Raw genomic sequence first — 21,146 nt, 5'->3', positions numbered from 1 at the left:
CCGCTCGTTCCCCGGATGCAACCCGGCGGGTGGCACCAGCGTCTCCCTGACCGAGAGGTTTGGAACTGGGGAGCTTCAATTTGAAATCGATACTGATCACGGCGGCGCTGCTCATCGGCCTGGCGCCCGCCTCCGTCGCTGTCGCCGAACCCGGCGTGCAGACGCCTGCGCTGTCCTGGCAGGACTGTCAGGACGGGTTCCAGTGCGCGACCGCGAAGGTGCCGCTCGACTACGACCGGCCGAGCGGCACGAAGATCGACCTGGCGGTCATCAGGTTGCCCGCGACCGACCCGTCGAAGCGGATCGGCTCGCTGTTCGTGAACTTCGGCGGGCCCGGCGCGTCCGGTGTCGACCGGTTGCGCGCACGTGGCAAGTGGGAGTGGCTGTTCTCGTCCGAACTGCGGGCGCGGTTCGACGTGGTGTCGTGGGATCCGCGCGGCATCGGTCGCAGCGCCACTGTCCGGTGCTTCGACAGCGTCGAGGAGCAGCAGGCGTTCCTCAACTCGATCCCGGTCTACCCCGACACCGCCGCGGAGGAGCCGGCGTTCTACGAGGGGTACCGGGAGTTCGTGCGGCGCTGCGAGGCCAAGTCCGGCGACCTGCTGGACCACGTCTCGTCCGCCAACACGGCGCGTGACCTCGACCAGCTGCGCAAGGCCGTCGGCGACAAGAAGCTGACGTACCACGGCATCTCGTACGGCACGCACCTCGGAGCGATCTACGCGAACATGTTCCCGGACAAGGTCCGCGCGCTCGCGTTCGACGGTGCGCTCGACTTCATCGGCAACGCCACCGGGCACGGCAACCAGGGCACGACCGTGCCGCTCGACACGCGCCAGGACGTGCCGCGCGGTGTCGCCGAGACGTTCGACCAGTTTCTGAAGCTGTGCGCGGCTCCGGGCGCGAAATGCGCGTTCGCGGGCGGCGACCTGCGCAAGAAGTGGGCGGACCTGGTGGCCAAGGTGACGGCTTCTCCCGTCACCACGCCGGACGGCCGCTTCGACCGCGTCACGCTGATCAGCACCGTCTGGGACGCGCTGGCGCAGCCGGAGAACTGGCAGGACACCGCCCGGATCCTGCAGGGGGTGTGGGAGGCGCCGGCGTCGCTGCGCGCGGCGTCCGCCGACTACGTCACCAACCGGTTCGAGGGGTTCAACGCGGTTCAGTGCTCGGACAGCGATTTCCCGCGCGACACCGCCACGTACACGAAGTACGGCAAGAGTGAGAACGAGCGCGTGCCGTACTGGGGCCGTGCCGTGGTGTACGACATGATGGCCTGCGCGTTCTGGCAGGGTCGTGACGAGGACCGCTACACCGGTCCGTGGAACCGCTGGACGTCGGCGCCGATCCTGTTCATCAACAGCAGGTTCGACCCGTCCACGCCGCTGCACGGTGCTCGCGACGGTGCGGCGGAGATGGCTCGCACCGCGTTCCTCACCGTTGAGGGGTACGGGCACACGTCGATGTACGTGCGGAGTGCTTGCGCGGAGAAGGTGAAGCGGGAGTACCTCTTCACCGGGGTGCTGCCTGCGCAGAAGACGTGCGGCATCGACAAGTCGCCGTTCGCCTGACAGCGGTCCGGGGAGGGCCTCACCGGCTGGTGAGGCCCTCAGGGGTAGCCGGTCGTGCTCCCCGGTGCCACCCTGGTCCTGGATCGATGGGAGGCGCACCATGCCGAACGACCGACCAACGAACCGGACCGATGTGGACGCCGCACTGCTCGGCCACGCCACATATCGGAGTCTGGGCGAGCAGAAGCTGTCCAAAACCGAGGAGAGGTTCGAGCGCGGCCGCCGCACGGTGGGACTGTGGCTCGCACCGCTCGTGACGATCGTGTTCCTGGCGCTGCCGATCGACCTGGCAGGTCATCAGCAGACCCTCGCGGGGATCCTGCTCGGCGTGATCGTCCTGTGGATCACCGAGGCGGTGCCGATCCCGGTCGGCGGGCTGATCGGTGTCGGGCTGATCGTCGTGCTGGGTGTGGTGCCGCCGGACGCGGCGCTGCGCCCGTTCGGTTCGTCGACGATCTTCACGTTCATCGGGGCGTTCATCCTGGCCCAGGCGATGCTCAAGCACGGGCTGGCGCGCCGGTTCGCGTTTCGGATCCTCGCGCTGCCGCGGGTGGGTGGCTCCACGACTGGCGTGATCATCGCGTTCGGCGGCATCACCTGTGTGCTGTCCGCGTTCGTGTCCAACACGGCGACGGTCGCGATGCTGCTGCCGACCGCGATCGGCATCCTCGCGGTGATCGCGAAGCTGCTTCAGGAACGCGGGCTGGTGGCCGAGGACTTCGACCCGCTGCGGCTGCGGGTCGGTGCCGCGATCATGCTCATGCTCGCGTACGGCGCCAGCGTCGGCGGACTGCTGACACCGGTGGGGACACCGCCGAACCTCATCGGCAGGGGCCTGATCGAGGAAGCCACCGGGGAGCGGATCTCGTTCGCCCAGTGGACCGCGACGGCGTTGCCGATCTGTGCGCTGATGTTCGTCGCGTTGGGGGTGGTCCTGTTGCTGCTCAACCGGCCGGAGATCAAGCGCATCGACGGCGTGCGCGACTACGTCCAGCGGGAGCGTGACGCGATGGGGCCGTTGTCCCGCGCGGAGAAGAACACGTTGATCGCGTTCGGGGTCACCGTGACGCTGTGGATCGTGCCCGGCATCGTCGCGCTGATCGCGGGCAACGACTCGAAGGTCTACGAGACGGTCAGCGACCGGCTCGACGAGGGTGTCATCGCGGTGATCGGCGCGTCGCTGCTGTACCTGCTGCCGGTCGACTGGCCGAAGCGTGAGTTCACGCTGCGCTGGCGTGACGCGGCCGAGATCGACTGGGGCACGATCCTGCTGTTCGGCACCGGCATCATCTTCGGCTCGCTGCTGGCGAGCACCGGTCTCGCCAAGACGCTGGGCGAGTCGGCGTCCGACCTGCTCGGCCTGAGCAGCGTCGTCCCGATCACGATCTTCGCGGTCGTCCTCGCGATCGTCGTGTCGGAGACGACGAGCAACACCGCCTCCGCCGCCGTCGTCGTGCCGATCATCATCCCGATCGCGATGGCCGCGGGCGCCAACCCGTTCGTGCCCGCGCTCGCCGCGACGTTCGCCGCGTCATTCGGTTTCATGCTGCCGGTCTCGACACCGCAGAACGCGGTCGTGTACGGATCAGGGGTGGTTCCGATCACGAGAATGATCCGCTCCGGCATCTCGTTCGACGTGCTGGGCGCGATCCTGATCCTGCTCGGGCTACCGGTGATGGTCGCACTGCTGGGAATCGGTGGCTGATGCGGATAGCGGTGATACCGGGCGACGGGATCGGCCGGGAGGTGATCGGCGCGGCCAGGGACGCGCTCGACGCGGTGTCGGCCACGCACGGCTTCAAGCTGTCGTACACCGAGTTCGACTGGGGGTGCGAGCGGTACACGCGTGAGGGCGCGATGATGCCGGCTGACGGGCTGGACGTGTTGCGGGACTTCGACTCCATCCTGCTCGGCGCGGTCGGTTGGCCCGGGGTACCCGACCACGTGTCGCTGTGGGGTCTGCTCATCCCGATCCGGCGCACCTCCCGCCAGTACGTCAACCTCCGGCCGATCCGGACGTTCACCGGCGTCGAGACGCCGGTGCGGGAGGCCGAGTTCGACTTCGTGGTCGTGCGGGAGAACGTCGAGGGCGAGTACAGCGAGGCGGGCGGCCGGCTCAACCGCGGCTTCCCCGACGAGCTCGCGATCCAGGAGGCGATCTTCACGCGGGCCGGCGTCACGAGGATCGTCGGCCACGCCTTCGCCCTCGCGGCACTGCGCCGTGGCTACCTGACGTCGGCGACCAAGTCGAACGGCATCGTGCAGACCCTGCCGTTCTGGGACGAGATCGTCGCCGAACGGGCCGAGCACCATCCCGGGGTGCGCTGGGACGCCGAGCACATCGACGCGCCGGCCGCGAAGTTCGTGCTGCAGCCGGGCCGGTTCGACGTCGTCGTCGGCTCGAACCTGTTCGGTGACATCCTGAGCGACCTGGCGGCGGCCGTCGCGGGCAGCATCGGCATCGCGCCGTCCGCCAACCTCGACCCGACGCGGGAGTTCCCGTCGATGTTCGAGCCGGTGCACGGGTCTGCGCCGGACATCGCGGGCACGGGAGTGGCCAACCCGGTCGGCGCGGTGTGGTCGGCCGCGCTGATGCTGGAGCACCTCGGCCGGCCCGATGCCGCCGCGGCCGTGCTGGCGGCGATCGAGACGACACTGGCCCAGCCGTCGACCAGAACTCCCGATCTCGGCGGCACGGCCTCGATCCGCGAAGTCACTGAGGCGTTGGTGCGGTCGGCCTCGTGAACCCGTTCGACGTCCGGTTGGAGCGGTTGCGGCAGCGCACGAGCGTGAAGTGGCGCCAGTACCCGGAAGACGTGCTGCCGATGTGGGTGGCCGAGATGGACGCCGAGCCGGCCGAACCGGTCGCGCGGGCGATCATCGATGCCGTGCAGCTCGGCGATACGGGCTACCCGTGCGGAACCGGATATGCCGAGGCGCTGGCAGGCTTCGCGAGTAGCCGCTGGAGGTGGGACGGGATCGCGGTCGACCGCACGGCGGTCGTGGCGGACGTGATGCTCGGCATCGTCGAGATGATCAAGGTGGTGGGCGGTGACCTCGTCATCGTCAGCCCGCCGGTGTACCCGCCGTTCTACATGTTCGTGAGGAGCATGGGACTGCCGATCGTCGAAGCGCCGCTGAACGACGGTCGGCTCGATCCGGACGTGTTGGAGCGAACCTTCAGGCACGTCCGCGCCGCGCGGCCGGTGTATTTGCTGTGCAGTCCGCACAACCCGACCGGGACCGTGCACACGGCCGAAGAGCTGGCCGCCGTTGCCGACCTCGCCGGGAAGTACGGGGTTCGGGTCATCGCCGACGAGATTCACGCGCCGATCGTGTCCAGGAGCGCGACGTTCGTGCCGTACTTGAGCGTTGATCCGCGAGGGCTGTCGTTGATGTCCGCGTCGAAGGGCTGGAACCTGGCCGGGCTGAAGGCCGCGATCGCCGTTGCCGGGGCGGACGCGGACGACCTCGACAGGTTGCCGGTGGAGGTCAGCCACGGGCCCAGTCACATCGCCTCCATCGCGCACACCGCGGCGTTGAAGGAAGGTGGCGACTGGCTGGACGCGGTGCTGGAAGCTCTCGAGGGGAACCGCGCGCTGCTGGCTGGGCTGCTCGCGGAGCATCTGCCGGAGATCGGGTACCGGCCGGCACCCGCGACCTACCTGGCCTGGCTGGACTGCCGGAGCATCGGCGCGGACCCGGCGGCGCTGTTCCTCGAACGTGGACGGGTCGCGTTGACCTCGGGAACGGACTTCGGCAGCGGGGGAGCGGGCTTCGCGCGGCTCAACATCGCCACCTCGCCCGAGATCCTCACGGAGGCCGTCCGGCGCATGACAGCGGCTGTCAGGGGCTGACAGCGGCTTGTGCGCGTCCTGCCAGCGGGGCGGCGCACAGTTCCTCCCGAACACGGGGAGGGACCGACGATGTCACTGGCGATCAGGGCAGAAGGCCTGGTCAAGCACTACGGGGAGACCAAAGCGCTGGACGGCGTGGACCTCGAGGTGCCAGAGGGGAAGGTCGTGGGCGTGCTCGGGCCGAACGGTGCGGGCAAGACCACGGCGGTGCGGGTGCTGGCCACGTTGTTGCGGCCGGACGCCGGGCACGCCACGGTCGGAGGGCACGACGTGGTGAAGAATCCCAGGGCGGTGCGGTCGCTGATCGGGCTGACCGGGCAGTACGCGTCGGTGGACGAGGACCTCTCCGGTACGGAGAACCTGGTGCTGCTGGCGCGGCTGCTGGACCACTCACGGGCGGGGGCGCGTGCCAGGGCGGCCGAGTTGCTGGAGCAGTTCGAGCTGACCGACGCCGCGGGGCGGGCCGCCAAGACGTACTCGGGCGGAATGCGCAGGCGGCTCGACCTCGCGGCGAGCCTGGTCGGGAATCCGTCGGTGCTGTACCTCGACGAACCGACCACCGGGCTGGACCCGCACGCCCGCAACGAGGTGTGGGCGGTGGTGCGCAAGCTCGTCGCGAACGGGGTGACGGTCCTGCTCACCACGCAGTACCTGGAGGAGGCCGACCAGCTCGCGGACACGATCACGGTGTTCGACCACGGCCGCGTGGTGGCCGAGGGACGGCCGGACGAGCTGAAGCGCCGCGTGGGCGGGCAGACGCTGCAGGTGCGGCCGACGTCGTTGCGCGATCTCGATGTCGTGCAACGGATTCTCGGCGACCTGACCGGGGTTCGGCCGACGCGCGACGACGACACCGGACTGCTCACGGCGCCGGTCAACGATCCGGTGCTGCTGTCCACTCTGGTCCGCAAGCTCGACGACGCCGGCATCACCGCGGACGAGCTGGCGCTGCGCCTGCCGTCGCTCGACGAGGTCTTCCTCGCGCTGACGGGCAAGCAGACCGAGGGGAGCCTGGCATGAGCACCATCGCGCTGGACAAGGGCATGCGCCACGGGTTCTCGTTGGCGTGGCGCGGAATCCTGAAGATCCGCAAGAACCCCGAGCAGCTGATGGACGTGACGATCGCGCCGATCGTCTTCCTGGCGATGTTCACCTACCTCTTCGGCGGCGCGCTCGCCGGGAACACGGACGCGTACCTGCAGATGCTGGTGCCGGGGATCATGGTGATGAACATCCTGCAGGCCAGCATGACCGCGGGCGTGCAGCTGAACACGGACGTCTCCAAGGGCGTGTTCGACAGGTTCCGGTCCATGCCGATCGCCCGCTCGGCACCGTTGATCGGCGCGGTGCTGGCGGACATCGTGCGGTACGTCGTCTGCATCATGGTGCTGCTCGTCGTCGCCACCGTCATGGGCTTCCGGGTGCAGACCGGGCCGGTGGAACTGCTCGTCGCGGTGGGCCTCACGATCGTGTTCGGGCTGGCCTTCTGCTGGGCGTCGGTGTTCGTCGGCATGCTGCTCAAGACCCCGCAGGCCGTGCAGGGCATGATGTTCGTGCTGATCATGCCGCTGACGTTCGGCAGCAACGTGTTCGTCGGCACGTCGACGATGCCGGGCTGGCTGAAGGCGTGGGCGGACATCAGCCCGGTCTCGTTGATGGCGGACGCGCTGCGCGGACTGCTCAACGGCGGTGCGATCGCCGCACCGCTCACCGGTTCGCTGATCTGGATGGTGGCGGCGGTCGCGGTGTTCTTCCCGCTGGCCACGTGGGCCTACCGCAAGAGGGTCTAGTGCGAGGCGGGTGTCAGCCGGTGCTGATGCCCGCTTCCTCGCGTATCTCCCGCAGCGCTTCCGCTTTGCCGATGGTGAGCTGTCCGGGCTCGCCGAGCTCGGCGACGAGGCGCCGCACGTCGGGATCGCCCAGGTCGAGCCGGCCGCGGATCACCTGGGCGAGCGCGAGCAGCCGGGCCGCCGAGCCGCGGCCCTGCCGGTGCCGGATGTGGGCGAGCAGTTCGGTCACCGTCGCGAGATCCGGCATGTCGCCGCGGTCCGACGTCATGCCGATCGCCACCGCGGCGCGTGCCTCCGCCTCGGCCAGATCGCCCTCCTCGAGCGCGATTCGCGCGTCGAGCATCGCCGACCACTCCGCGACGTACGAGCCGAACACGGCCGAGATCGTGGCCGACTCCTTGATCCGCGTGCTCAGCTCACGTGCTTCGGCGGCGTGGCCGGCGCGGAGCCTGACCTCGGCCTTCGCGTAGCCGACCATGAGAGACATCTGGTCGTTGCCGACGTCGCGGACGTACTGCTCCGCCTCGGCGACCTCACGCGCGGCCGACTCGTGGTCGCCGGCGCGCGCGTACTCGACCGCGAGCCGCCACTGCTGCTGCACCGCGTCGTCCTGCGACCGCAGTTCCAGCGCCACGTCGAGCCCGCGCTGGTACAGGTCGATCGCCGCCTGGTTGTCGCCGGTGTGCGAGACGAACGCGGCCTTCATGCCGAGCGTCATCGCCGAGCCCCAGCGGTCGCCCACGGCCACGAACTGCTCGTACGCGCGGTCACGGGCCACTTCGGCGCCGTCGAGATCACCCTCGTCGACGAGGATGAAGCTCAACGCCCAGTCGGCCGCCGCTCGCGCCCACGCGTCCTCGCTCGCCGAGGCCCGCGCCACCTCACGGCGTGCCAGCTCGCGGTTCTGGCTGAGGAACGCGAGCATCGGCAGTGCGATCGACAGCGCCGGATACTTCTGCGTGGCACCGGTGCGCACACAGTCCTCGATGACGTCCGCGGCCTGCACGGTCTCCGGGGCGCCGGGGATCGCGGTCATGATGAGGTGCATCGCGCGGAACGAGGCGGCGAGGTCGGCCGGCAGGTCGTTGCCGAGCGCGAGCACGTCGCGCACCGACAGCTCCGCACGTTCGTTGTCGCCCTTGACCAGCCAGTACCAGAAGGTGCCGCCGACCAGGTCCGCCGCCAGCTCCGCGTCGCGATCGTCCAACGCGCCGCGCAGCGCGGCGGCGATGTTGTCCTGCTCCGCGTCGAACATCCCGATCGCCTCGAGCTGGCGGGTGGTGCGGGTGAGCGGCTCCCACCTGCCGGTGAGGGCCCGGTAGTACTGGCGGAACCGGTCGACGACCTCTCGCTTCTCCCCGGCCGCGTCGAGCTGTTCCGCCGCGTAGACGCGGATGGTCTCGAGCATCCGGTAGCGCGGTTCGTCGTGCTCGGTGACGTCCACGATGGACTTCTCGACCAGTGACGTGAGCACGTACAGCGCGTCCTCGTGGCAGACCTGCTCGATCGCGGCGAGGTCGGCTCCCGCCGGGAACACGGACAGCCTGCGCGCGAGCTGGCGTTCCTCCTCCGTCAGCAGGTCCCAGCTCCACTCGACGACGGCGCGCAGCGTGCGCTGGCGGGGCAGTGCCGTGCGGCTGCCCGAGGTCAGCAACCGGAACCTGTCGTCGAGACGCTCGGTGATCTGCCGGATCGTCATCGACCGCAGCCGCGCGGCCGCGAGTTCGAGTGCGAGCGGCATGCCGTCGAGCCTGCGGCAGATCTGCCGAACCTCGTCCACAGTGGACTCGTCCAGCCGGAAGCCGGGCTTCACCGCGTTCGCCCGGTCCAGGAACAGCCGCACCGAGCCGAACCCCGACACGTCGGTCTGGCCGTTGGGCACGGAGAGCGGGCCGACCGGGCAGAGCGACTCGCCGTCGATCGCGAGCGGCTCCCTGCTGGTAGCGATCACCCGCAGGTTCGGCACGCGCCGCAGCAGGTCACCGGCGAACTCGGCGGCGGCGCCGATGAGGTGCTCGCAGTTGTCCAGCACCAGCAACGACTCGCCCGCGCCCAGCACCTCGGCGATCCGGTTCATGCCCTCCGCCCCGCGCCGCAACGGATCCCCGCCGAAGGCCACGTCGAACGCGCTGAGCACCGCACCCGCGAGATCCTCCGGCGCGCGGACACCGGCCAGTGCCGCGAACCACACGCGCCCCTTGGCGTGCAACGGATGCCGGGCCGCGACCTCGGTGGCCAGCCGCGTCTTGCCCGCACCGCCCGGTCCGACCAGCGTCACGAGCCGCGCGTGGCCGAGCTGACCGGTGATCTGGGCCAGTTCCTCGTCGCGGCCGACGAAGCTGGTGAGCCGCACGGGCAGCCGGTCGACCGAGGGCCTCGGGGTGAGCTCGCCGCGCAGGGCGGCGACGTGGATGTCCCGCAGCTCCTGGGACGGGTCGACGCCCAGCTCGTCGGCGAGTCGGCGGCGGACGCCCTCGTAGACGCGCAGCGCGTCCGACTGTCTGCCTTGCGCGCACAACGCCCGCATCAGGAGTCCGGCCAGGCGTTCCCGCAGCGGGTGCTTCTCGTGCATGGCGGTCAGCGCGACGATGTCGAGCTCGCCGGTCGTGAACCGCTCCTCCTCGGCGCTGAGGCGTGCCTCGTCGAGCCGTGCGGCGGCGGACTGGGCGAACGGCGCTTCTCGCACGTCGGCGAGCGCGTCACCTCGCCAGAGCTCGAGTGCCTCGTCGAGCCGCCCGGCGGCGCGGAGCCGTTCGAACCGGTGGACGTCGACGTCGTCCGGCGCGATCGCGAGCCGGTAGCCGCCCGGCTCCAGCGTCACGTCCGGGCAGACCTTGCGCAGCCGTGAGACGAGCGACTGCAGGGCGTTCGACGCGTCCGCGGGTGGCTGTTCGCCCCACAGGCCGTCGATGAGGGTCGTGGTGGGCACGGGACGGCCGGGATCGAGCGCGAGGCGGGCCAGGAGCATGCGGACGCGGGCACCACCGATGTCGACCGGTGTGCCGTCGTCGGCCTCCGCGGTCGTGGGGCCCAGCAATGCCACGCGCACGGGTCCAGCTTTCCAGATCACGTGATGCGACCGGGCGGGAACGCCGGGTACGCGGGCCGGCGCGATGCGATGATCGCGCGATGGAAACGTACTGGGGGACCGCCGAGGCAGCCTGGCGGTGGGTGCTGGATCAGGTGCGCTACGACGACGCGGTGTGGATTCCGCCGTCAGCGGGCGGCCAGTTCGACCCGGAGGACCGCGACGGCATGTACGCGGGCGTCGGCGGCCTGGCGCACGTGCTGGCGGAGATCCGCCTGAGCCGGGAGTGGACGGACGAGGAGCAACGCCTGGCCGCGGTCGTCGCCGAGCAGGTCCGCGCGGGCATCGCCACCACGACCGACTACACGTTCTTCGGCGGTCTGGTCAGCGCGATCGGCGTGCTGACCGCGCTCGGCGAGCCCGGATCCGGCGCGGCCGTCACCCGGCTGCTCGAACTGTCCACACCGGACGGCTGGGCGCTCGACCACTACAGCCCGCCGCGGTTCCTGGAAGGCGCTCGCAGCCAGGACCTGACGCTCGGCACGGCAGGTGTCCTGCTCGCGGCCGTGTGGGCTCACCGCCACGGTGCCGGGGGAGCGCGCGAGCTCGCGGACACGGCGGCCGAGATCCTGCTGGCCGAGCAGGAGGAGGTGCCGGCCGGGCTCAACTGGCGTGCAGTGCCGGTGCGCTCGTGCGTCGTGCAACGGGAGATGCCGAACTTCTCGCACGGCCTGTCCGGCATCGCGACCGCGCTGGCGCTCGCCGGCGCGGAGTTCGGGCGGCCGGACCTGGTCAAGGCGGCGGCCTCGGGTGCGGAGCACCTCGTGACGCTCGCCGAGGTGAGCGACGGTGGCTTCCGCGTGCCGCTGCGCATCCCGTTGCTGGAGGACATGGAGCCGTTCAGCTACGGCTGGTGCCACGGCCCCACCGGAACGTCGCTGCTGTGGCCGGCGCTGGGCCACGCCGGTGTCTCCGACGTGGCCGATGCCCCGGTGACGCACTGGCACGACCGGTGCCTGCACAGCATCCTGTCCTCCGGCCTGCCAGAACGGCGCTATCCGGGGTTCTGGGACAACGACGGCCGTTGCTGCGGCACCGCCGGGGTCGGCGACAGGTTGCTGGACACCGGCGAACACACGGACTTCGCGTTGCGACTTGCCGATGTGCTCGTCGAGCGCGCGATTCCGGACGGGACCGGGGTGTGCTGGCGGTTCCTCGAGCACAGGAACGACGACCCGCTGCTGCCACCCGGCGTCGGCTGGATGCAGGGCGCGGCGGGCATCGCCGCGTTCCTGTTCCACGCGGGCCGTGTCGCTCAGGGCGACACGGCCGCCGTGCCTCGAATGGACACCTGGTGGGCGCTCAGGACAACGGGGTGAAGGTGAGCGAGAAGCTCGCCTTCTGCGCGTAGAGCCGGTACTGCGGCAACACGCCCGGCCCGCACGACGCCGTGCCCAGTCCGTTCTGGGCGAGGTCGAGGTTCAGGTGGACGTGCTCGCGCGGCTTCAGCTCGTCCGGGTGCCGGGCCGCGTCGAGGTCCTCGGTGGTCCAGCGGCGGGCGGTGAAGTCGAACACCGGCTCGCCGCTCACCCGGAGGCCACGACCGCCCGCGGTGATCTGGAGCCAGCGCGCGTCCGCCCGGTTGCCGTTCTCCTGCGGGAAGACGTACGGCGTCTGCAGATCGTCCACAGTGGACTTGAACCGGCCGGTGCGGACCGCGTGGCGGCTGTCCGCGTACGCCTCGCCCGGACCCGCGCCGAACCACTCGACGGTCGTCAGCTCGGCCGGGAGGGCCAACCGCAGACCGAGGCGGGGGAGCGTGCAGGGCCACTCGCCGTCGGGGGTGACGTCGAGCTGGAGTCGCAGGCGGTCGCCGTCGGCGGTCCAGTGGTAGTCGGCGAGCATGCCGAAACCGAGCGCCGGTGGTGCCACCCGCGTACGGACGACCAGCGCCTTCTCCTGGACGCCGACCTCGATGACGCGGTGCTGCAGGCGGTGCAGGCCCGCCTCGCGCCAGGCGCGGTCGTCCGGTGCGTCGGAGCCTCGGTCGTTGTCCGTGGGGGCGCGCCAGAGGTCAAGGCGCGGACCCTGCACCGGGTGTTCGCCGATCCTGGTCAGCAGGCCGGAGGCCGGGTCGAACTCGCCGGGGCCGAGCGAGAGGACATCGCCGACGCCCACCAGTTCCACGGCGGTGACGGGGGAGACCGGGGCGGCTTCCGCGATGGCGATCTGACCCCAGGCGATGACGTGACCGGCGTCGGCCCAGGTGGTGGCGGTGGCCAGGGAGGCGCGGACGGTCAGCCAGCCCTCGCCGGACGCCGCCGGGAGCTGCGGGACCTGGAGCTCTGCGTGCTCTCCGGCAGTCACCGCGGGCACGTCGAGCGACCCCGAGGCGACCTCTGCCCCGTCGACCTCGTACACCCAGTCGAACCGCAGGTGGTCGAGCGACACGTGGTCGTAGCGGCTCTCGACCCGGATGCTCTGCGCGGTCCCGGTGATCCGCACCGGCTCGAAGACCTTGGCGAACTCGACCAGGCCGGGCGACGGCGTGCGGTCGGGGAACACCAGGCCGTCGATCACGAAGTTGCCGTCGTGGATCTTCTCGCCGAAGTCGCCGCCGTACGCGTAGTGCCCGTCGGCCTCGAGGCCGTGGTCGATCCACTCCCAGATGAACCCGCCCTGCACGTGGCGGTAGCGCTCGAACAGCTCCCGGTACTCGAGCATGCCGCCCGGCCCGTTGCCCATGGCGTGGGCGAACTCGCACAGGATGAACGGCAGCGTGCGGCGCCGGGCGTTGGTGTCCTCACGCCGGCCGATCTCCTCGACCTCCTCGTGGGGGGCGTACATGCGGCTGTAGACGTCGACGTACTCGCATTCGCGGTCGCCCTCGTAGTGCACCGGGCGGGACGGGTCGCGGTCGCGGGCCCACGAGGCCATCGCGGCGAGGTTGCGGCCGGTGTGGGCCTCGTTGCCGAGCGACCACATCACGACGGACGGGTGGTTCTTGTCGCGTTCGACGGTCCGGCGCATGCGGTCCAGGTAGGACTCGGTCCAGCGCGGGTCGTCGCTCGGGTTGCCCTCCCAGCCCAGGTCGCCGAAGCCGTGCGTCTCCAGGTCGCACTCGTCGATCACCCACAGGCCGTACTCGTCGCACAGCTGGAGGAAGTGCGGGTCCGGCGGGTAGTGGCTGGTGCGGACGGCGTTGACGTTGTGACGCTTCATCAGCAGGACGTCGGCGAGAGCGGTCTCGCGCGGCACGGCGCGTCCGAGACGCGGGTGGTGCTCGTGCCGGTTCACGCCGCGGAAGACCACGCGCGAGCCGTTGATCGTGATCACGCCGTCCTCGATGGCGACGGTGCGGAAGCCGATCCGCACCGGCACGCGTTCGACGGCCGTGTGCACGAAACCGTCGTAGAGCCGGGGGTTCTCGGCGCTCCACGGCTCCACCGGCACCTCGGCGGACCGCGCGTCCTGCACGCCCAGCTCCGGCACGGTGATCAGCACCTCGGGAGCGGCGGTGATCGACAGCCGGCCGAGCCCGGAAACGTGGTCGTACGAGGCGTTCAGGTGGAAGTCCGCGACACCGCCGCGCGGCCGCGACAGCAACGTCACGGCGCGGAAGATGCCGGACATCCACCACATGTCCTGGTCTTCCAGGTAGCTGCCGGACGACCACTGGTGCACGCGCACGACCAGCACGTTGCCCCGCGGGCGGAGCAGGTGGCCGACCTCGAACTCCGACGGCAGCCTGCTGCCGCGCGTCACGCCGAGCTCGGCACCGTTGAGCCACACCCGCCCGCACGAGTCGATGCCGTCGAACCGCAGCGCGGCGGGCTCGTCGGAAGGCCAGCCGGAAGGCAGGTCGAACGTCAGCCGGTGATCGCCCGTCGGGTTGTCGGACGGCACGAACGGCGGCTCGATCGGGAAGGGGTACTGCACGTTGGTGTACGCGGGAGAGCCGTGGCCCTGCAGCTGCCAGTGCCCGGGAACGGTGATCGTGGACCAGCCGCTGTCGTCGAAGTCCTCGCGCTCGACGCCGGCGGGCGCCGCGGCCGCGGACGGGGACAGGTGGAAGCGCCAGGCTCCGTCGAGCGACAGCGATGCCGCGTCGGAGGTGAAGAAGGCACGCGGCGGCAAGGCACCCGTACCAGGACCCATGTCTTCGATGTACAAGGTTTCAGCCCTTCAGCGTCTCACCCTCGAGGGAGTCCGTGAACGCTCCCGTGAACGTTCACGGACACCTCCGAAGCATGCGCAGAACGGCTGGATCTGTCAAGGAGTCAGGCGGATTCGCGCACCAGAAGAACGGCGTTGACCAGCAGTTCTTCCGAGGGCAGCGGTGTGGAGCCCGTGAGCAGCCTGCCCGCCTGTTCGATCGCGAGCGCTCCGACGCGGCGGGTGTCGAGCGCGACGCTCGTCAGCGCCGGATCGACCACCGTGCCGAGCTGGAGCCCGTCGAACCCGACCACGGCCAGGTCGTCCGGCACCACCCGGCCGAGCCGCCGGGCCGCCCTCAGCGCCCCGATGGCGATGATGTCGTTGAACGTGAAGACGGCGGTGAGCTCGGGGTGCTCCGTGAGCAGGCCGGTCAGCGCCTCGGTCCCGCCGTCGACCGACTGCAGGGCGTTCCCGACCGCGTCCGCGGCGAGCCCGTGTGCGTTCATCGCATCGGTGAACCACGCGCGGCGGATGCTCGGCTCGCTGCGGCCCGCGTGGTCGAGCATGCCGATCTCGCGGTGCCCCTTCGAGACGAGGTGGTCGACGGCCTCGCGGACGCCCGCCGCGCCCTCGACGCGGATCGAGCTGAACCGCGGCGTCTGGTGCTCGCGCCCGATCAGGACGGCTGGCATGCCGCTGAGGTGAGCGTCGAGATCGGCCTCCGCCAGGCTGAAGTAGCCCACGACGGCGTCCACCTGGGACACGACCACTTCGAGCGTGCCGCGCTCCTCGTCGGCGCTGCCGGCGGTGTCGTAGACGATCACGTGCCAGCCGCGCGCGCGGGCGGCTTCCAGCGCCCCGGCGGCGACCTCGGTGAAGAACGGGTTGAGCAGGTCGGGGATGACGAGTCCGATGGTGGTCGTGTCCTGCCGCACCAGCCCGCGGGCGAACCGGCTCGGCCGATAGCCGAGCTCGCGCGCGGCGTCGAGGACCCGCTGCTTGGTGCCGACGTCGATCTCGCCCTTGTCGTTGAGCGCACGCGACACCGTCTGCCGCGAGACTCCGACGGTCCGCGCGACGTCGTTGATCGTCACGCGCTTGCTGGCAGTGCCCATCTCGTCGGCGTCACCTCTCGTTGAACTGCGACCGAGTATGCAGGGCGTTGAGCACCGCGGTGATCGCGGCGCGCGCGTCCCTGCGCACAGCGGCGGTGATCTTCCTGGTCACCGGGAGCTCCTTCGTCACGACGTCGAACCTGGGGTCGACCGCCAGCGCGGGCAGCACCGCGACCGCCAGACCCGCCTCGACGTGCTTGAGGGTCAGCATGTAGTTGCTGAACCGCCCGGCGACCCGCGGCTCGAAGCCCGCCTGCCGGCACAGGCGCGTGGCGAGGTTCGCCATGTACGAGCCGGGGATGTCGAACGCCCACGGCTCGTCCTTGCACGCCTTGAGGTCCGCCTTCGGCTGACCCGGCGGTGAGAGCAGCACGATCGGGTCCTCGCCGAGCGGCACGACGTCGATGTCCCCGGGGACCGGCAGCTCGACGAAGTCCGTCGTCGTGATGATCACGTCGACCTCGCCTGCCAGCAACGCGGGCATGCTGGCGTGCGGCTCCAGCTCGACCAGCTCCACCTGCAGGTGCGGGTGGCCGAGGTGCCCGATCGCGGGCACGGCGAGCGTGTGGATCGCGCTCTGGAACGCACCCAGCCGGACGAGGCCCGACGGCTCCTCGTTGAGGCCGCGCAGCTCGGCTTCGACGGCGTCCATCTGGTCGAGGATCGACCGTGCTCGCCTGGCCAGGATCAGCCCGGCCGACGTCAGCCGCACGCGGCGCCCGGTCCGTTCGATGAGCTGCGTGCGCGTCTCGCTCTCCAGCACCGCGAGCTGCTGCGACACGCTCGAAGCGCTCAGGTTCGCGGCCTGCGCCACCGCCCGCACGGTCCCCAGCGCGTCGAGCTGGCTGAGCAGGCGCAGGCGCCACGGGTTCAGCGTCATGCCGTGCAGTGTGCTCGTTGTTCGGTATTTCCGAACAGCGAGCGTGGAATTGTGAGATGGACCTGATGCTCACGGGTTCGTAGCGTCTCCCGCATGGACACTTTCTGGCAGGACGTAGACCGCCACCTCGTCCGCTACGGGGGCACGTTCACGCGGGAGATCATCGACAGCGCCTCGGGGAGCTTCCTGTTCACCGAGGACGGCCGCCGCATCCTGGACTTCACGTCCGGCCAGATGAGCGCGATCCTCGGCCACTCGCACCCGCGCGTCGTCTCGACGGTGCGGCGGCAGATCGCGAACCTGGACCACCTGTTCAGCGGCATGCTGAGCCGTCCGGTGGTGGACCTGGCCCGCCGCCTCGCCGAGACGTTGCCCGCGCCGCTGTCCAAGGTGCAGCTGCTGACGACCGGCGCAGAGTCGAACGAGGCCGCGTTGCGCATGGCCAAGCTCGTGACCGGCAAGTACGAGGTGGTGTCGTTCGCGCGCTCGTGGCACGGGATGACGGCTGCCGCGGCTGCCGCCACCTACAGCGCCGGGCGCAAGGGGTACGGGCCCGCCACACCGGGGAACTTCGCGATTCCGGCGCCGACCGGTGACTGGCAGACGCAGCTGGATCTCGCGTTCGAGCTGATCGACGCGCAGTCCGTGGGTGCGCTGGCCGCGTGCATCGTCGAGCCGATTCTGAGCTCCGGCGGGATTCTCGAGCCGCCGGTGGGGTACTTCGCGGCGCTGTCGGCGAAGTGCCGGGAGCGCGGGATGCTGTTGATCCTCGACGAGGCTCAGACCGGGTTGTGCCGCACGGGAACCTGGTACGCGTTCGAGCGTGACGGCGTGGTGCCGGACATCCTGACGTTGTCGAAGACTTTGGGCGCCGGCCTGCCTCTCGCCGCGGTGATCACCTCGGCCGAGATCGAGGAGGAGGCGCACGCCCGCAACTACCTGTTCTTCACCACGCACGTGTCGGATCCGCTGGTCGCCGCGGTGGGCAACGCGGTGCTGGACGTGCTGGTGGAGGAACGGCTGGACGAGCAGGCGGCGAAGCTCGGGGCGTTCCTGCGCAACGGACTGGACGACATCGCTGCCCGGCACTCGCTGGTGTCCGACGTGCGCGGGCGCGGGTTGCTGGTGGGACTGGAGATCGCGGACGAGAGCCTGAGCGCGCCGATCACGCAGAAGTGCCTGGAGCTGGGGCTGCACATGAACATCGTGCAGATTCCCGGGATGGGCGGGGTGTTCCGGATCGCGCCGCCGCTCACCGCGACCGAAGAGGAACTGGCGCTGGGGCTGAGCATTCTCGACGAGGCCATCGGGACGGCTGGCTGATCACCCCGGAGGCGGGTCGGCGGACCTGGCGCGCGGTCGAGGCCGGACGGCACCGGTCGCCGGGTGCGAGGCGACCCGGCGACGTCGGTGCTCCGGCCTACTTGCGGACCGGCTCGGGGAGCTTGCCGAGCAGTGCGCGTGCCTTCCGCAGGATGTCGGCCTCTTCGTGACCGAACTCCGACAGGTAGTGGCGCAGCGCGTGCCGGAGGAGGACGAGCTCCTCATCGGTCAGTTCCAGGGTCGTGGTGCCCATGGAACCCATGTTAGGACTGTTCACGGTCCTGTGCCGAGCAGGTGCTGCATCGACCTCCCCATCACGTCGTTGCGCGTCGCGGCGTCGGTGATGCCCTCGAAACCGAACCCGAAGTACAGGGTGTCGGCGGTCCTCACCACGGCACCCTCCGGGAAGCCTGCGGCGGTGGTGCGGATGAAGTTGTTGCCGTTGGGGGCACTGCCCGCGGGCGGGCCGGTGACGGTCCAACCGTCCAAACCGGACTCGAACGACGTCGTGCCCTCACCGGTCGTGACCTCGATGTCGTCGACGAAGACGCCGAGACCCTGAACGGCCCAGTCGCTGGCGTAGGCGATGGACACCTCGACCTGGGAACCCGCATGGGCGGACAGGTCGACGTTCCACTGCTGCCAGCCGCCGGACCCGCCGGACGCCGCGTTCCAGACACCGCTGGAACCGGTGGGCGAGCAGGTGCCGTCGGCGTTGATCGTCTGGTAGTGGTCGAGGTGCGGGTGCAGGTCGCGCCAGCCCGCAAGGCAGCTGTCCCCCGGAGCGGTCGTCGTGTGCCCGTTCAGGTCGGGCAGCGTCGTCCAGTTGGTGCCGCCGGCTGTGCGGGCCTCGACGAACAGGTGGTCCCAGGCGGGTTCGGTGTCGTACGACGTCCAGAACGACATCTGCGCGCCGGCCGGTGGCACGGTGATCGTGCGCGTCAGCCGCTTGTACGACACGTCGCTGATCTGCGAGTACATGTAGTAGTCGCCGGTGTGCGGCGCGAACGGGCCACCTGGGCGGTCCCACGCAGCGGCGACCTCACTCGCGAACTGCGGGTACTGGGTCACCGGCAGCAGGCCACTGGTCGTCAGGAACGACGCGGTGTGGTCCTGGTTCTGCGCGCTGTCGGTTCCGTTGAGGGACAAGGAGATGCCGGTGAGCGGGTTGGCGACACCGGCGACGGGGAACGTGTCGCCGGTGTCGGGGTCCTGGCCGGCGCCCTCGTTGATGATCGCGGCACCGAACCAGTACTCGATGACGTCGTTCACGCCGTTGCCGGAACCGGTGAGCGGGCGGCACCGCGTGGCGGCGTCGGGCAGCGTGCTGCACTGCTTGTTCTCGAACGGGTCGTAGAGCTGCGTGCCGTGCCCGCCCGCGTACTGATGCCCGGCGTACTTGCCGGTGTAGAGCACCTTTCCGCCCTCGTTGAGGTAGTCGCGGATCTCGAACAGCTCCGTTTGCGCCAGGCTGGAGGCGTTGCCGGGACCCCAGCCCGCCTCGCGGGTGATGACGTCGTCGCCGGTGTACCAGACGACGGCCTGGTAGTGGCTCAGCACGCCGAGCGCGTCAGGTGCCTTGCGGCCGTTGGCATCCACGTCGTACACGTCGCCGGCGATGCCGTTGGCGGCGAGTGCGTCGAGGTAGTACGAGACGTACTTCGGCGCCGCTACGCCTTGCACGGGCGAGGCGCCGGTGTAGTCCTCCGCGGCCAGAACGAGCACCTTGTTGCCCGTCTCGGAGACAGCGCGGTAGGTGAACGAAGCGCTCGTCTGCCCGCCGCCCTCGAACCACACCTTGACCTGGTCGCCCGGGTTGGTTCCGGTCACCGTGCCGCGCACCACGTGGTAGTAGTTCGCATTGCCGGTGTTGTACCGCTCACCGCCGGTCCACACCGACGTGGGCCCGCTCTGCACCGGCCCGTCGCCGATCTGCCACTTCGCGGTCACGGCGCCGAGCGACTTCTTCGCCAGCACCCGGACCTCCTGCGGATCGCCGTAGGAGACGTCGAACGTGAAGTCCAACATGGACAGTGGACCGTTCTCCTGGTCGAGATCGGCCTGGTCGAGGTAGAACGGCTTGACGTCGATGCCGACGCTCGACTTCGGATTCGCCGGGTCGACGGCGGACTTCGCGAGCGACAGCGAGAACGGCAGCGTCTTCTGGAACTCCTGCTCGACGAGCGCCTCGTCGTCGGGGAAGACGAAGCCGCAGCCGTCACAGCCCTCGCTGAGCTCAGGGGTGAACGCCACCGTGCCGTTGCGGCTGTCGGCGTAGTCGGTCGTCTCGCCGTTGGTCACATACAGCTCGTCGGAGCTGATGCCGGGGTCGAACCCGGCGATCGCGGGCTTGGCGTCGGTGCCGGCCAGCGCGACGTAGATCGGGTTGTCCGCCTCCGGCGAGCCGGTCTGCCAGCCCTGAGGGTAGAGGATCCACTCACCGGCGGAGTGCCAGTTCGACTGGAACTTCGGCTTGATCCGGTCCAGCAGCCCCTGCATCGCCTTCGTCTCGGGTTCGGAGGCCGCACTCGGCCCGCGGTAGGTCTCGCTGGCGAACGCGCTCGACGAACCCTCGTTGTCGTAGTTGAAGTGCTCGTCGAAGTTGCGGTTCGGGTCGACGCCGTCGCCGACGGTGATCTGCCCGTTGCCGTCGTTGTCGCGCAGGTTCTTGCGCCACAGGCGTTCCACGTCGAACGAGTACTGGTAGCCGTCCGGGTTGGCGACGATCACGAACCACAGCTCGGTGTCCTTGAGGAGGTCCTTCATCTCCTTGTCGCCGGCCTTGAAGCGGTCCACGACGTGGTTGAGCAGCCTGCGGTTCACCTCAGTGCTGATCCACTCCCGCGCGTGCTGCGTCGACGAGTACAGCACCGCGGGCCTGCTGCCGTCGCGCAGCCCGTTGGCGCCCTGCGTCACCTTCAGCGCGATGATCTCGCGCCCCTGTCCGGTCTTGCCGAGCACCGAGAGCTTGACGAGGTTGTGGTTGGTGCGCGCCAGCGTGTACAGCTGGTCGCGGATCCCGCCCGGCTCGTCGAAGGACCGCCACACGGTGAACCCGTTCGCGGCCTGCTCGGCGGCGAGCTGCCGCGCGCTCTTGCCGTCCGCGTTCTTCTTGACCTTCGCGTCGACTCCGCGTCTGGCCAGCTCCTTCTGCTGGCCGCCGGAGAGCACGAGCTCGACCTCGACCCTGTCGCCGGCCGTGGCGGCGTGCGCGACGTCGAAGCCCTGCCTGGAGAGATCACCCGCCTGCGCGGGCGTCACCCGGGCGACGTAGACGTCGAGGGGATCGTGTTCGGGCGCGGCTTGGGCGGGTGACGCCGCCACGCCTCCCAGGACGAGAGCCAATGCGGACAGGAATGTCGTGGACCGCCTCATCGCGTTCCTCCGTGGCGTGCGTGGTCGACGCAAGACGTGCCGACGCTAC

The 21,146-nt window shown here is 70.1% G+C and carries 14 protein-coding genes; 8 read left to right on the top strand and 6 right to left on the bottom strand.

Translation table 11 applies throughout. The annotated features are described in order from the left end of the window. The first annotated feature begins 80 nt into the window (after window positions 1-80). The 6 genes from C8D87_RS02310 to C8D87_RS02285 all read left to right on the top strand — a co-directional run bounded on the left by C8D87_RS02310 (window position 81) and on the right by C8D87_RS02285 (window position 7,218). Window positions 81-1,571 carry an alpha/beta hydrolase gene (locus C8D87_RS02310; RefSeq protein WP_112225359.1) on the top strand — a complete coding sequence of 497 codons (1,491 nt, stop codon included), beginning with the start codon at window positions 81-83 and terminating at the stop codon, window positions 1,569-1,571. A gap of 100 nt (window positions 1,572-1,671) precedes the next feature. Then, entirely contained in the window at window positions 1,672-3,276 is a 1,605-nt protein-coding gene (locus tag C8D87_RS02305; RefSeq protein ID WP_112225358.1) for an SLC13 family permease, read from the top strand. Further along, window positions 3,276-4,316, top strand: a complete 1,041-nt coding sequence (locus C8D87_RS02300) for a tartrate dehydrogenase (protein ID WP_112225357.1) — start codon at window positions 3,276-3,278, stop codon at window positions 4,314-4,316. Before C8D87_RS02305 ends, C8D87_RS02300 begins: the two co-directional genes overlap by 1 nt. Beyond that, on the top strand, window positions 4,313-5,428 hold the full coding sequence (locus C8D87_RS02295; RefSeq protein WP_233441864.1) for a MalY/PatB family protein: 1,116 nt from the start codon (window positions 4,313-4,315) through the stop codon (window positions 5,426-5,428). The genes C8D87_RS02300 and C8D87_RS02295 overlap by 4 nt, the downstream gene beginning before the upstream one ends. 69 nt (window positions 5,429-5,497) lie before the next feature. Then, entirely contained in the window at window positions 5,498-6,448 is a 951-nt protein-coding gene (locus C8D87_RS02290) for an ATP-binding cassette domain-containing protein (RefSeq protein WP_112225356.1), read from the top strand. Next, window positions 6,445-7,218, top strand: coding sequence for an ABC transporter permease (locus C8D87_RS02285; RefSeq protein ID WP_109636743.1), 774 nt, complete (start codon window positions 6,445-6,447; stop codon window positions 7,216-7,218). Before C8D87_RS02290 ends, C8D87_RS02285 begins: the two co-directional genes overlap by 4 nt. Window positions 7,219-7,231: 13 nt before the next feature. Here C8D87_RS02285 and C8D87_RS02280 read toward each other — a convergent pair whose 3' ends face one another. Beyond that, window positions 7,232-10,267, bottom strand: a complete 3,036-nt coding sequence (locus tag C8D87_RS02280; RefSeq protein WP_112225355.1) for a BTAD domain-containing putative transcriptional regulator — start codon at window positions 10,265-10,267, stop codon at window positions 7,232-7,234. An 80-nt stretch (window positions 10,268-10,347) separates the two neighbouring features. Between C8D87_RS02280 and C8D87_RS02275 the strand changes: the two genes are divergently transcribed. Continuing rightward, a complete protein-coding gene (locus C8D87_RS02275) occupies window positions 10,348-11,625 on the top strand; it encodes a lanthionine synthetase LanC family protein (RefSeq protein WP_233441863.1) in 1,278 nt (425 codons plus the stop codon). On the opposite strand, the gene C8D87_RS02270 is transcribed toward C8D87_RS02275, so the two are convergent. From C8D87_RS02270 to C8D87_RS02260, 3 genes are all read right to left on the bottom strand, one after another. Then, window positions 11,609-14,419, bottom strand: a complete 2,811-nt coding sequence (locus C8D87_RS02270; protein WP_233441862.1) for a glycoside hydrolase family 2 TIM barrel-domain containing protein — start codon at window positions 14,417-14,419, stop codon at window positions 11,609-11,611. The two genes, C8D87_RS02275 and C8D87_RS02270, sit on opposite strands and share 17 nt — an antisense overlap. A gap of 107 nt (window positions 14,420-14,526) precedes the next feature. Continuing rightward, a complete protein-coding gene (locus tag C8D87_RS02265) occupies window positions 14,527-15,519 on the bottom strand; it encodes a LacI family DNA-binding transcriptional regulator (protein ID WP_112225354.1) in 993 nt (330 codons plus the stop codon). A gap of 10 nt (window positions 15,520-15,529) precedes the next feature. Continuing rightward, entirely contained in the window at window positions 15,530-16,399 is an 870-nt protein-coding gene (locus tag C8D87_RS02260; protein ID WP_112225353.1) for a LysR family transcriptional regulator, read from the bottom strand. A 93-nt stretch (window positions 16,400-16,492) separates the two neighbouring features. Here C8D87_RS02260 and C8D87_RS02255 point away from each other — a divergent pair, with 93 nt between their 5' ends. Further along, window positions 16,493-17,722 carry an aspartate aminotransferase family protein gene (locus C8D87_RS02255; RefSeq protein ID WP_112225352.1) on the top strand — a complete coding sequence of 410 codons (1,230 nt, stop codon included), beginning with the start codon at window positions 16,493-16,495 and terminating at the stop codon, window positions 17,720-17,722. Window positions 17,723-17,819: 97 nt separating this feature from the next. On the opposite strand, the gene C8D87_RS45620 is transcribed toward C8D87_RS02255, so the two are convergent. Continuing rightward, a complete protein-coding gene (locus C8D87_RS45620) occupies window positions 17,820-17,975 on the bottom strand; it encodes a hypothetical protein (RefSeq protein WP_170154936.1) in 156 nt (51 codons plus the stop codon). Between the two features lie 20 nt (window positions 17,976-17,995). After that, on the bottom strand, window positions 17,996-21,097 hold the full coding sequence (locus C8D87_RS02250; RefSeq protein WP_112225351.1) for a M14 family metallopeptidase: 3,102 nt from the start codon (window positions 21,095-21,097) through the stop codon (window positions 17,996-17,998). Window positions 21,098-21,146: the final 49 nt, after the last annotated feature.

It is taken from the genome of Lentzea atacamensis, assembly GCF_003269295.1.
Classification (GTDB): Bacteria; Actinomycetota; Actinomycetes; order Mycobacteriales; family Pseudonocardiaceae; genus Lentzea; species Lentzea atacamensis.
Note: the sequence above shows the minus strand (reverse complement) of the source record. Positions and strands in the feature narration are given on the sequence as shown.

Coding starts and splice junctions, on each gene's coding strand:
- C8D87_RS02305 (WP_112225358.1), top strand. CDS start 1,672: ATGCCGAACGACCGACCAACGAACCGGACCGATGTGGACGCCGCACTG.
- C8D87_RS02300 (WP_112225357.1), top strand. CDS start 3,276: ATGCGGATAGCGGTGATACCGGGCGACGGGATCGGCCGGGAGGTGATC.
- C8D87_RS02290 (WP_112225356.1), top strand. CDS start 5,498: ATGTCACTGGCGATCAGGGCAGAAGGCCTGGTCAAGCACTACGGGGAG.
- C8D87_RS02285 (WP_109636743.1), top strand. CDS start 6,445: ATGAGCACCATCGCGCTGGACAAGGGCATGCGCCACGGGTTCTCGTTG.
- C8D87_RS02275 (WP_233441863.1), top strand. CDS start 10,348: ATGGAAACGTACTGGGGGACCGCCGAGGCAGCCTGGCGGTGGGTGCTG.
- C8D87_RS02265 (WP_112225354.1), bottom strand. CDS start 15,519: ATGGGCACTGCCAGCAAGCGCGTGACGATCAACGACGTCGCGCGGACC.
- C8D87_RS02260 (WP_112225353.1), bottom strand. CDS start 16,399: ATGACGCTGAACCCGTGGCGCCTGCGCCTGCTCAGCCAGCTCGACGCG.
- C8D87_RS02255 (WP_112225352.1), top strand. CDS start 16,493: ATGGACACTTTCTGGCAGGACGTAGACCGCCACCTCGTCCGCTACGGG.
- C8D87_RS45620 (WP_170154936.1), bottom strand. CDS start 17,975: ATGGGCACCACGACCCTGGAACTGACCGATGAGGAGCTCGTCCTCCTC.
- C8D87_RS02250 (WP_112225351.1), bottom strand. CDS start 21,097: ATGAGGCGGTCCACGACATTCCTGTCCGCATTGGCTCTCGTCCTGGGA.